This is a genomic window from Pedobacter sp. GW822-FHT03F06 (assembly GCF_058801365.1).
Genome location: NZ_JBXANE010000013.1, coordinates 128,485 through 140,470 on the forward strand (window position 1 = coordinate 128,485; position 11,986 = coordinate 140,470).

Below are 11,986 nucleotides of genomic sequence, written 5' to 3' on the forward strand. Positions count from 1 at the left end.
GTGAAACGGATAATTAAAACGTTCCTAAATAAATTAGGCTACGACTTAATTAATAAAAGGCCATTTATTGCTGGTTCTGCCAGTAAGCCACCACACAGCAGTTTTCGTTCGGTAATGGAAGATTTAATTAGTAGGGGCTTTAGGGCAGATACCATTTTCGATGTAGGTGCTAACAATGCCGAATGGAGTAAAGCCACACAACAGCTTTTTAAACATTCGAAATTTATCTTAATAGAACCGCAGCAAGAAATGGAAAAATACTTAAAAGATTTCTGTACTGAAAATGAAGGATCAAGGTATTTTTTGTGTGGTTGTGGCAGCGAGAATAAAAAGCTTACACTAACCATTTGGGCGGATATGGCAGGAAGCTCTTTCATTCCCTTGCAAGCTGAAGTCTTTGATTATGCCTCAGAAAAAAGGGAAGTTGAGGTTAAAACAATAAATTCATTAATCAATACCCATAAGCTTGATATACCAAATTTGGTAAAGTTAGATGTACAGGGCTTTGAAATTGAAGCACTTAAAGGCGCATCAAACTTGTTTGGAAAAACAGATGTATTTATACTGGAAGTAGCGCTTTTCAAATTTGAAGGTATGCCAATTTTCGACGAAGTGATTGATTTTATGAGTAAAAAAAATTATGTTATTTACGATTTCGCAGGGTTCTCGCGCAGGCCATATGATGGAGCTCTTGCGCAGTGTGATGTTGTTTTCGTTAAAAAGGATGGTTTCTTAAGGCAATATCAGCAATGGCGTTAATAATACTATCGACATATAAAAGTTCAAAAATTTGATAGGCGTTTTATTACAGGGAAGACTCGGAAATCAACTTTTTCAATACGCTTTTGCTTATAGCACGGCCAAAAAACTAAAAACTGAATACTTCATTGATCTTAGTCAAGAAAAATTCTTAATTCCCTCCTATTTCACACTTGAGCCCTCTTTAACCAACTTACTAAGCCGTTATATCTTTAGCATAACCGGTTTTAATAGCATTTTCAGTATTCACCTTAAACGATTTTTTTCAAAAGCATTGAAACCTGTTTCTTTACAGCAAGAAGTACGTTTTGGATTCGATATTTATCCATATAAAGTATTAGAAAATTTAGAAAACGATATTCAATATAATGGTTACTTTCAATCAGAAATTTACTTTCAGGAATATCAACAAGAGATCAGAAAACTGTTTACCATTAGAACAACGGTACAAAAAACATATGAACGAACTTATAAATCTATTTTTAGTGGCAAGAAAATAGCAACATTTCACATCAGGAGAACGGATTATACACAACTCGAGCAATTAAACTTAGGAAAACCAGATCTTTCACTTCCCAGAGATTATTATCATAACATCATTTCTAAACTTGATAAAAACAACTTACTGTTTGTTTTTATCAGCGATGATCCAAAATTCGTAGCAGAAGAATTTAGTTATGTAAAAAACAAATATATCTCGCAGGCTAATGAAATTACCGATTTTCAACATATGTTAAATGCCGATATATGTGTTATTTCGAACAGTACGTTTAGTTGGTGGGCGGCTTGGTTAAACGCAAACCCCAACAAAATGGTTTATTGCCCGAAATACTTTTTAGGTTTCCACATTCAAAAAACAGTACCTCCAGAAATTTATCCATCAAACTGGACCCTAATGGATGCTGATTAAAGTTATGATAGAAAAGTAAATTTAGATAATGGCAAGCCGATCCGTAATACTAGTTGGTACAAATACTAAGAAATATTTAAACTTTGCTTTAAGTTGTGCAGCCTCCATTCAACTGCATAACCCTGAGCTGCCTATTTTTATTGCAACAAATATTATCCCGCAAAAAAAATATAGAGGCATTCATTTTATTGAGGTAGAAGAGCACATTGCCAAACTATTTATTGAGACCAAACTTTACCTTGATACTTTTTTACAAACCGACGAAACTTTATACATTGATTCGGACATGCTTTGTTTTGGAGATTTGACCCCGATTTTTGATGCTTGTAAAGAAATGGATGTGACCGTGCTCGGAAAACTTCATCCCATTGAGGATTATTGGGGAGATCAGGCTGATTTTGCCAGAAAAGAGTTTAGCATCGACCATTCTATTCTGTTTAACGGTGGTCTGTATTTTCTTAAAAAAACAGACCTAACTACTAAAATCTTTAATAAAGCCAGAAAGATTTCTGAACGTTATGATGAATATGGATTTGGTAGAATCCATAACAATTGGAAAAATGAAGAAGACATGGTTTCAATCGGAATGATTTCCAACCAGCAGCTGCCTATTGATGATGATGGGCAATTTGTAGCCGGTTTCTCTACTGAAAAACCGCCTAAAAAATTTAATGTACTTAAGGGTATTATGACTTTTAATTACAATTCTGCAGCTGCGTTGAAAACAAAAGAACATCCTATCAAACCGATACTCTTTCATTTTGGAGGAGAAAATATGTATTCGCCATTATATATTGCCCAAAATACACTACTCAAATTACACAAGTGGAATATTCCTGTTCAATTGGGAAGTTTAGTTGTAGCACTAGGTGTAAATATGCCGTTCAGCATCATGCGCTATATAAAGCAAAAGTTATCAAAACTTGCAAAAAACTAACATTTGCAATGAAATACCCGGTTAATTAAATGAAAGGAATATCAATCATCGTCTGTTGTTATAACAGTGTTGATAGGCTACAGCAAACCTTAGCACATCTTGCTGGCCAGATAACGGCAAATGTTCAGGGGATAGAGCTCATTATAGTGGATAATAATTCGACTGATAAGACCTTAATCTGTGCCCAAGAAATTTGGGGTAGGTTAAACCAACCATTTGAAGCTTTTTTTTTTCATGAGCCAAATCCCGGACTCACCCATGCAAGAAAAAAAGGTATTGAAAATGCCAAATATGATTACCTGATTTTTTGTGATGATGACAATTGGTTGGATAAAACATACAGTGAAACTGCTTATTCTTATTTTGAATCGGATCCAGAATTAGCCATATTGGGTGGTACCGGATCAGCAGTTTTTGAGCAAGAGAAACCTTACTGGTTTGATCAATTTTATCATGGCTATGCAGTGGGCAAACAAGCACCTCAAACGCAATATTTAAATAGTGTTTATGGAGCAGGCATGGCGCTTAGAAAAAGTGTGATAGTAAGCGATCGATTTACTGCTGTACCACTTATTTTAAACGATAGAAAAGGAGTTAGCTTATCCTCAGGAGGAGATGCTGAAATCTGTTTAAGGGTTAGGTTATTGGGCCATAAAATATTATTTACCGATGAATTAACATTTAAGCATTTTTTAACCCACTCAAGACTCCGTTGGGCATATCTCAAAAAATTACATGATGGTTTTACCGCGGCATATATCCCCCTGCATATTTACGAGCTTGTAATGAACGGTCAAAAAATTGGAAAGTTTTATTGGCTACAACAAAGCTTTTTAAACTTTGGCAGATGGATAAAATACAACATCGTTTATTTTAATAAGATTGTTGGAAATGATGAAGGAAATACAGAAGCAATCAGGCTAAGGGGATGGTACATTCTTGGCGTCGATTTTTTAAGAAATAATTTCAAAACTAACCGGATTTATAAAACCATCCTGTCTATTAAACAAAATGATTAATCTCTCTTATCTCATTTCTACTAAAAACAGACTGCCTTATCTTAAAATTACATTGGCGCATTTGATGCAAAATTGTTTACCGGATGAAGAAATTGTAGTTGTTGATGCCCACAGCTCTGACGGTACTGGAGAATACCTTAAAGCGCTATTGAAGGAAGGAAAGATCCATCAGCTCTTAATCGAAACGGATAAAAACCAAGCACATGGCTGGAATAAGGCAATGATGATGGCAAAGGGAATTTTACTCAAAAAAATTATTGATGATGATGTTTTTTGTTTTGAAGCCATCAGAAAATGTAAAAATCAATTGCTTGCCCATCCCGAAATCGACTTTTGTATTTCAAACGCACTTTCAGTTAATTTATCAAACCCTGCATTAATTGAACCAAGTTCGAGATTTGAACAATTTTCTGCATGGAAAAATGGATCTACAAAATCTTTCAGTTTCAGCGATGTTTACCTCATGATCAGAAAATCAGCATTAGCCTATACCGGTTTGTACAATACTCAATTTGTAATGCTTGATTGGGAGTTCGCACTGCGGATAAGTTATTTAAAATGTAATATCACTTATTATACTGGTTATATGGCAATGGGCGTAGGAACGCCATCCAACATCACATCACTTACATCTAAAGATATCCTAAAAAACGAAGGAAAGATTGGTGCATTTTTATACCAGTATGAGGGCGATAGCAATGATATTAGTTTATGGAGTAAAACGAAGATATTTGCAGGTAAGCTGCTAAAAAAAGAAAGCAAAAATGCCAGCTTAAGGATTCAAACTTCTGATTTGGATTTACAGGCCATTTACAACGATTTTTATCAGGTAATTAACCAAAAGGAAATTACGGCAGATGAAACTTTTTATTAATGTACAGTAAAACTGATTATCAAGCTAAGGAAGATAGCTATTTTCAACATGCAAGAGAAGAAATGTTGCAGTTTATACCAAAAGATGCTGCAAACATCTTAGAAGTTGGCTGTGGAGATGGTTCTTTTGGGGCTTATGTTAAAAAAAATATCCCTTGTACCTATTTCGGTATTGAGCCTAACGGAAGGTTTAGTCAATCAGCAACTGAAAGACTAGATCAGTTTGACAATAGCTTGTTTACTGCTGAAAGTAAATTACCACATAACCACTTCGATTGCATTGTATTTAATGATGTGCTGGAGCATTTAGCCGAACCGCAAGCTACATTAATCAATTGTAAGGCTTTTTTAAAGGAAAACGGCGTAATTGTAAGTTCAATACCAAATATAAGGCATGCACCTTATTTATACCGCCTTTTCTATCTTGGCGAATTTCAATATGAAAATTCAGGAATCATGGATAAAACCCATCTTAGGTTTTTCACCAAAAAAAGCATAAAAAAAATGTATCAATCTTTAGGCTTTGAAGTAATACAGCATGTAGGTATTAATGAATCATTATCACCAAAGTTCAAATTTATTGTCAGTATACTGAACCTAATCACGTACAATAAATTTGAAGATACAAAGTTTCAGCAATATGCCACAGTAGCCAGAAAGGTAAATGACAAATATTGACATTATTATTTTAAGCTATGCCAAAAATGAAGCGTTGAAAAACACAACGCTCGAGGCTATAGGATCTTTGCTGGCAAGTGAAGATCCAGATCTTATCAAATTCAATATCATTGTTATCGAATCAAATAAATTACTGGCACCATTTCAATATCCAGAGAGCAAAACAATCTACCCAAACCAAGGGTTTGGTTTCCATAAATATTTAAATATAGGCATCGCATCAACTCAAAACGAATTGATCTGTTTTTGCAACAACGACCTTATTTTTCATAAAGCTTGGGCCACAGCTATTTTAGAAAGTATTAGTGTAGACCCAACAATAAAAAGTTTTGGATTATTTTGTCCAAAATTTCACTCTGAAAAAACTGAAGTAGAAAAAAAACCTATAAATTATGGCTACAAAAATGGAATATTTTTCACCGGATGGTGCTTTCTTGTAAAAAGAGAAATTTTTAAATCGACTGGTTTATTCGACGAACGATTCAAATTTTGGTTCTGCGATGACGACTTTAGGCTCACCCTTCAAAAGCATAAAATCAAAAATGCCCTTATCCGGGATGCCCGGGTAACACATCTAACAAGCGAAACCCTGGCCAACGAAAGTGATTATAAAAAAACCTACCTCAAATATATCAGTTTCGCTTTGTACAAATATAAATGGCAGCATCATAATCTGATGGTTTATCTGTTTGAACGGCTTAAATACAAGTTAAAAATTCTTTATGCAAAGTTTGGCTGAGCCGGGTCTAAAAAAAACAATAAAAGTTAGGCTACAAAATGGCTTGGATTTTGAAACTTTCAAAAAAGAGGTTTTTGACATTGAGAAACTTGATGATCATTTTGATTTTCAGCAATCGGATGAGCCACAATTTATCATTTTCGGCCCATATGGAAATGATATTCCTCAAAAAGGGAATTATACCAGGGTAGGCTATTTTTGCGAAAATATTACACCAGATTTTAGCCATTGTGAGTGGGCTTTTGGTGTTCCGGATGAAAATGAAGTAAAAAACCCTAAATACAAGCGGATTCAATGGCATGGTTTGGCACCCGAATCTTTATTAAAATCGTTAACAGATAATGACATAGATTTAATCCTCCAACAGAAAAATAAATTTTGCAATTTTTTGTATTCTAACCCGGTAGCCTATCGGGAGCAGTTTTACAAACAACTTTCTAAATATAAAAAGATAGATGCTCCGGGCAAATCAATGAACAATATGGCTTCTATTGATGAACTGTACAAAGGGAATATTTGGGAAAGAAAACGTCAATTTCTATCCGAATATAAATTTACAATCGCTTTTGAAAATTATGCTTATCCAGGATACCAAACCGAGAAGCTTTATGATGCCATGCTTTTAAATAGTTTACCTGTTTATTGCGGTGATGAAAACATTCACCAAGTATTCAATCCGAAAAGTTTTATCAATGTTGGCGACTTTATTGAACTCCAGAAAGGGAAATTGGTTTCGATGCTTGAGCGTTCTTCGCAGCAAAGTTTTGTTGATATCAGGCCGCAATTTTTTAAAAGTCCTATCCATCGCCTAACAAGGAAGGTGAAAGCAATTGGAAGAGAACTGAAAATGAAATTACAATATAACAATCTCGATTTTTCAGATCTGATTGATCGGATCATTGAAATTGATAATAACCAGGAGCTCTATATTGAATATTTAAAACAGCCTTGTTTCCATAATAATACCATACCAACCAACACATTGAACCGAGACAGGTGGATTCAAATTTTTAATAGCCATCAAGCTGATGAAATCTGATTTAGTTTCGGTAATTATCCCTGTGTATAATGGTGCATCCTATCTATCAGCATGTATTGAATCGGTATTGGCTCAATCTCATCAAAACCTCGAGATTATTATTGTTGATGATGGTTCATCTGATGATTCATTAAAAGTGGCCATGAAATTTGAAAATGAACGCATACATATCATTTCGCAAAACCGGAAAGGAGCCTCCTCAGCCAGAAATTCAGGGCTCTCGATTTCTAAAGGAAATTTTATCCAGTTCTTAGATGCAGATGACCTTCTTGGTGAACATAAATTGAAAAATCAGCTCCAGGTACTACTAGAAAAACCAGGCTATATTGCCAATTGCAGCACCATACATTTTTATGATTCAGACAATATTGCTAACCTTCGACCAAGTGCTTACGAAGACAATTTTTACGAGAGCACTACTGAAAAAGATGAATTTTTAATTAAACTTTGGGGTGGCTATTCAGCATTCGGTTCGATGGTTGCTACCCATGCCTGGTTAATTCCAAAATCACTTATTGCCGTTGCAGGTGGATGGAATACAACATTGACGACTGATGATGATGGAGAGTTTTTTGCAAGAATAATATTAAACTGTAAAGGGATTATTTATTGCCCTGATATTTTTGTTTATTATCGCAAACAATATCTTCCTTCCCTATCAAGATTAGATTCTGAAGAAAAATTGCGTAGCTTATTATTATCAGCAACACTAAAAACAGATCATTTATTAAGCGTGAACTCATCTGAGGCCGCAAAATTGGCCACTTATAAAATAATTTTAGATATTGTAGTAAATAGCTATCAAAAATATCCCGATATCTATAAAACAGCTTTACAGGCCTTACCTACAGTAAAAAACAATAAATATGTGCCTAGCATAGGTGGCCCGGTTATTCAAAAAATTGCCAGGTATCTGGGGTGGAAAACCGCATTGAATTTGCAAAAGTTTTTCAGATAAAAGCAACCGTGAAGATTTTCCTTTCTTTTTTACAATCAAAACATCAGCATCCCATACCAGCGTATAGTTTTTGGGAATATTATCTCAAAAATGGTCTGACCGAGGGAGCACACGAATGGGTTGAATGTGAGGATGTAGATTGGGCCAGGGGGCTTGTACCACAGTCTGAGGAAGAATTAAGCAAGTGGAAATCCACCAGCTGGGAAAAAACACTTCATAAAATAAAACTCACTAAACCAGCTATATTCTTAAGTTATTTATATCCACAGCAAATAGATGAGCAAGCCATTTCGGAGATTAAAAAACTAGGGGTTTATTGCGTAAATTTCTTTTGCGACCATGTAAGGGAGTTTAGTGCGGTCCCCGCAATTTTTGGCATATTCGATCTTAATTGGGTACCTGAGCATGCCGCTATTGCCATGTATAAGAAAGCTGGTTTCGATTATATTTATTTACCCATGCCCATGTGGGTAGCTCCAAGCCACAGAAACATTACAACTACTGAAACGGGACAACTTTCGTTTATTGGCTCATATGATGTACAACGGTTATTACTCTTAGAGGAATTAACACAAACTAACTTTCCATTTGAAGTATATGGCTCAGGCTGGTTGCCAAATGAAGAAAAGCCAGTGAATCAACCGCTTCATTATCCGGTAGCTCAAAAGCTACTCTTCCAATACAGTTTCTTAACCAGATATGGCTTAAAAGCGTATATACGAAAATTGCAGCAAAGAAATTTCAAACCTTCCAGCAGCAATAACCTTAAAAGCCATCTTAATGGCAAAATAAATTTTGAAAATTATGTCCGCATTACGCAAGATAGTATGATTACGCTGGGGATAAACCGCTACCCTAGTTTTAATTTCCCCTTACGGCACCCAAATACTTATTCGAGGTTAAGAGATATCGAGGCACCAATGCTTGGCGCATGTTACTTAACAGAATTTACCGCTGGATTGGAAGAGCTTTACGATGTTGGAAAAGACATTTTGGTTTATAAAAACACCAGCGAATTAATAGAAAAAGCAAATTGGTTAAAAGAAGATGTGAATATGCGTTTTCAACTCAGAAAAAATGCTCAACAGGTAGCCCTTAACGAGCATTCCATTCCAAATGCTATAGCCAAAATTATACAGCGTCAAAGAAAAACAATAATCCCTTGAGATTAAAAAACATCGATATACTCAGAGGGATTGCAGCCATTTCTGTTACCTATTTCCATCTTTCAGGAAGTTCCGGTTTATCAGCACAAACAGCAAACACAGGAAAATGGGGTTATTTAGGCGTAGAAATTTTTTTCGTAATCAGCGGCTTTATCCTGCCATATAGTATGCATAAGCGGAAATATCAAATTGAAAGCTTTTTTAAATTTATTTTAAAAAGGATCATCCGGATCGACCCTGCTTATTTTGTTACCATCATCGTTTCTATTTTGTTAACGATTGCGGCAAAACAACCCATTCCAAATTGGGCAACCATACTATCTCATTTGGGTTATTTAAATTACATATTGGGTTATGAAGCTGCATCCCCAGTATTTTGGACTTTAGCCATCGAATTTCAATTTTATTTATTATTAGCCTTATGTTTTAGTGTTATCGCTAATCCATCCAATGTATGGCCATTCCTATTTATCGGTATTATTTTGGCATTATCATTTGTTTCGTCGCCACATTTTTTGCCAGCATGGTTTAGCCTGTTTGCCATGGGTATACTTTTATTTAGAAAGGTGGTTTTGAATATAGATTCAACTGTATATTGGCCGGCAACAATTACTTTGTTAATTTTTACATGTTACAACAATGGTATTCTAGAGGCTCTTGTAGCATTGCTTACGGTGCTTTTTATTTTATATATTAAAATTAATACCAATACTTACAGCAGTAAGCTCATGCTTTGGTTTGGAACCATCAGTTATTCGCTTTACCTTATTCATTGGCACTTAGGGCGGGTTGGTGTAGCCATTTTTCGGCATGTTCCGGTTTTAGGCCACTCAGAGTATTTAAGGCTGGCTGCAGGAATGGTTACAGCAGTTTTTGCCGCTTGGATTTTATATTTATTAGTTGAAAAACCATCGCATAAACTGAGCAGTAAAATTAAATACAGCTAAATGTTAGTTAAAAGCCAAGAGAGAATAGCGAATATTGAGTTGTTGAGAGGTATTGCCTCAATTGGGGTATGTCTTGTTCATTTACAAATGTTTAGTGGCTATACCCAATTTCCTGTTATTGATAAACTAATAAATGGAGGCCAATTAGGGGTTTATGTTTTCTTTATAGTATCAGGCTTCGTACTTCCCTATTCACTTTACAAGAATAACTACCGGTTAAAGGACTTTTTTACCTTTTTGTTTAAAAGAAACCTACGCATAGATCCTCCATATTTTATTGTGCTGATACTAAGCATCTTTATTTTACAGTTAGAAAACTTCAGTATTAAAAACTTTATATTCAACCTGTTTTATCTTGTTCCTTTTGTAAAAGGTGCTTATTGGTATGATACACTTTTTTGGACCTTGGGCATAGAAATGCAATTTTATATTCTACTAGGGCTATTGTTTCCTTTGTTTAAACAAATCTCACCATTAATTACCTTGGTTATATTGGTAATATTATTCCATTTTATTATCTACATCAAATTTGGTGATGGCAGAAGCTTCATAATTGAAAATTTAACTTTTTTTATTGTTGGTGCCATCATGTTTATGGTGTATAAACGCTTGGTTAATTTTACACTAGGCATCACAATTTTATTTGTATTGTGTATTGAATGGTCATTTTTGGTCGCAATACGATATACCTTAATTTCAATCCCAACAGTAGCGTCGGTTTTACTTTTTAAACCGTTTAAGCAAAAAATCGGGCTCTTTTTGGGTCAAATTTCTTACTCGCTTTATCTTACGCATATCCTTGTTGCAGGTTTAACAATTAATCCATTAATGGCACTTGGCATTTCGCCGTTTGTCTGCTTTATTATTCAAATCTCACTATCTATACTTGTTGCAAAACTATACTATCAATTTATAGAAAGATACTTCATCAGGTGTTCAAAAAAAATCCCTTACCATCGTGATAAAAAATCGAATTTTGGTTTATTTCAAAAAAGAACCTTTAAAAGATCGTTTTTTCTTTGGAGACCGTTTTTTAAAAAAGATTAGAAACTATATTCTACCTCGGAAAACGGGAAGCTTGGAATTGGTCTTTCTCAACTTGTGTAAAGGTTTTGAAAAATTAAACATTGGGTATAAAAAAAATTTACCTTTTCACAAAATTAAACCAACTGATTATATTGTAGTTTTGGGCACTGGCAAAGAAGTGTTTAAAGGTTACCAACAACCAAATAAAATAATTGCAGGTATTGGCTTAATGACACATCCTGCGCAATGGCCTACCCTTTTTAACGATTATCCGGTTGTTGCTTATTTACAGCACTCTACCTGGACTTCGAAACTCTATAATCGTTATTTTGGCAATAACAGTTGCAAAATTTGGCCTGTTGGCATCGATACCGATTTTTGGAAACCAAAACCAAACGTTACTAAAAGCCATTTGCTCATTTATGTTAAATTTCTTTGGGATAGGGAGCAGAATACAAAAAATCTGCTTCATCCAATTTTGGCATATTTAGCCGCACATCAAATAAACTATCAGGTGATTACCTATGGCAGCTATCAGCTTAAGGATTATAAAGAACTACTTGCTGAAAGCGTTGGAATGATCTTTCTGTGCGAACATGAGAGCCAAGGAATAGCATATCAAGAGGCCATGTGCATGAATGTTCCAATTTTTGCCTGGGATATGGGAAAATGGCTTGACCCCAACCGATTAGAATGGGGTGAAAAAGAGGTTGTAGAAGCCTCATCAGTACCATATTTCGATAGTTTGTGTGGCGACAAATTTCAAAACCTGAGCGAATTCGAAAATAACTTTGAATCATTTTATGCTAAGGCATTGAATAACGAATATCATCCACGAAATTACGTGATTGAAAATTTAAGTCTTGAAAAAAGTACCAGCAGAATGCTTGATATTATTCACGAAGTTTATCATTATAATTTATCCAATATTTAGC

At 34.9% G+C, this 11,986-nt stretch carries 13 protein-coding genes; all 13 read left to right on the plus strand.

Annotated elements, in window-relative coordinates:
- Genes AC1RJ8_RS20940 through AC1RJ8_RS21000 form a run of 13 tightly spaced genes read left to right on the plus strand, consistent with a single transcriptional unit; the run spans position 1 to position 11,985 of the window.
- Positions 1-759, plus strand: coding sequence for an FkbM family methyltransferase (locus AC1RJ8_RS20940; RefSeq protein ID WP_492955482.1), 759 nt, complete (start codon positions 1-3; stop codon positions 757-759).
- Positions 760-790: 31 nt separating this feature from the next.
- Complete coding sequence (locus tag AC1RJ8_RS20945) at positions 791-1,669, plus strand: alpha-1,2-fucosyltransferase (protein WP_492955483.1); 879 nt, start codon at positions 791-793, stop codon at positions 1,667-1,669.
- A 28-nt stretch (positions 1,670-1,697) separates the two neighbouring features.
- Positions 1,698-2,606: a hypothetical protein gene (locus AC1RJ8_RS20950; protein ID WP_492955484.1), complete on the plus strand. Its 909-nt coding sequence runs from the start codon at positions 1,698-1,700 to the stop codon at positions 2,604-2,606.
- A gap of 29 nt (positions 2,607-2,635) precedes the next feature.
- The gene (locus tag AC1RJ8_RS20955) at positions 2,636-3,625 is read left to right on the plus strand and encodes a glycosyltransferase (RefSeq protein ID WP_492955485.1); all 990 of its coding nucleotides are present in this window, start codon (positions 2,636-2,638) and stop codon (positions 3,623-3,625) included.
- Positions 3,618-4,499: a glycosyltransferase family A protein gene (locus AC1RJ8_RS20960; protein ID WP_492955486.1), complete on the plus strand. Its 882-nt coding sequence runs from the start codon at positions 3,618-3,620 to the stop codon at positions 4,497-4,499. The genes AC1RJ8_RS20955 and AC1RJ8_RS20960 overlap by 8 nt, the downstream gene beginning before the upstream one ends.
- Positions 4,499-5,176: a class I SAM-dependent methyltransferase gene (locus AC1RJ8_RS20965; protein WP_492955487.1), complete on the plus strand. Its 678-nt coding sequence runs from the start codon at positions 4,499-4,501 to the stop codon at positions 5,174-5,176. The genes AC1RJ8_RS20960 and AC1RJ8_RS20965 overlap by 1 nt, the downstream gene beginning before the upstream one ends.
- Positions 5,163-5,915, plus strand: a complete 753-nt coding sequence (locus AC1RJ8_RS20970) for a glycosyltransferase family 2 protein (protein ID WP_492955488.1) — start codon at positions 5,163-5,165, stop codon at positions 5,913-5,915. The genes AC1RJ8_RS20965 and AC1RJ8_RS20970 overlap by 14 nt, the downstream gene beginning before the upstream one ends.
- Positions 5,899-6,954 (plus strand): glycosyltransferase family 10 domain-containing protein, encoded by a 1,056-nt coding sequence (locus AC1RJ8_RS20975; protein WP_492955489.1) that lies wholly within the window; start codon positions 5,899-5,901, stop codon positions 6,952-6,954. The genes AC1RJ8_RS20970 and AC1RJ8_RS20975 overlap by 17 nt, the downstream gene beginning before the upstream one ends.
- The gene (locus AC1RJ8_RS20980; RefSeq protein ID WP_492955490.1) at positions 6,944-7,912 is read left to right on the plus strand and encodes a glycosyltransferase family 2 protein; all 969 of its coding nucleotides are present in this window, start codon (positions 6,944-6,946) and stop codon (positions 7,910-7,912) included. The genes AC1RJ8_RS20975 and AC1RJ8_RS20980 overlap by 11 nt, the downstream gene beginning before the upstream one ends.
- Positions 7,873-9,078 (plus strand): glycosyltransferase family protein, encoded by a 1,206-nt coding sequence (locus AC1RJ8_RS20985; RefSeq protein WP_492955491.1) that lies wholly within the window; start codon positions 7,873-7,875, stop codon positions 9,076-9,078. The genes AC1RJ8_RS20980 and AC1RJ8_RS20985 overlap by 40 nt, the downstream gene beginning before the upstream one ends.
- A complete protein-coding gene (locus AC1RJ8_RS20990) occupies positions 9,075-10,025 on the plus strand; it encodes an acyltransferase family protein (RefSeq protein WP_492955492.1) in 951 nt (316 codons plus the stop codon). The genes AC1RJ8_RS20985 and AC1RJ8_RS20990 overlap by 4 nt, the downstream gene beginning before the upstream one ends.
- Positions 10,026-11,072, plus strand: coding sequence for an acyltransferase family protein (locus AC1RJ8_RS20995; protein ID WP_492955493.1), 1,047 nt, complete (start codon positions 10,026-10,028; stop codon positions 11,070-11,072).
- 31 nt (positions 11,073-11,103) lie between these two features.
- Positions 11,104-11,985, plus strand: a complete 882-nt coding sequence (locus tag AC1RJ8_RS21000; protein ID WP_492955494.1) for a glycosyltransferase — start codon at positions 11,104-11,106, stop codon at positions 11,983-11,985.
- Position 11,986: the final 1 nt, after the last annotated feature.

Coding starts and splice junctions, on each gene's coding strand:
- AC1RJ8_RS20960 (WP_492955486.1), top strand. CDS start 3,618: ATGATTAATCTCTCTTATCTCATTTCTACTAAAAACAGACTGCCTTAT.
- AC1RJ8_RS20950 (WP_492955484.1), top strand. CDS start 1,698: ATGGCAAGCCGATCCGTAATACTAGTTGGTACAAATACTAAGAAATAT.
- AC1RJ8_RS20965 (WP_492955487.1), top strand. CDS start 4,499: ATGTACAGTAAAACTGATTATCAAGCTAAGGAAGATAGCTATTTTCAA.
- AC1RJ8_RS20970 (WP_492955488.1), top strand. CDS start 5,163: ATGACAAATATTGACATTATTATTTTAAGCTATGCCAAAAATGAAGCG.
- AC1RJ8_RS20975 (WP_492955489.1), top strand. CDS start 5,899: ATGCAAAGTTTGGCTGAGCCGGGTCTAAAAAAAACAATAAAAGTTAGG.
- AC1RJ8_RS20980 (WP_492955490.1), top strand. CDS start 6,944: ATGAAATCTGATTTAGTTTCGGTAATTATCCCTGTGTATAATGGTGCA.
- AC1RJ8_RS20995 (WP_492955493.1), top strand. CDS start 10,026: ATGTTAGTTAAAAGCCAAGAGAGAATAGCGAATATTGAGTTGTTGAGA.
- AC1RJ8_RS20955 (WP_492955485.1), top strand. CDS start 2,636: ATGAAAGGAATATCAATCATCGTCTGTTGTTATAACAGTGTTGATAGG.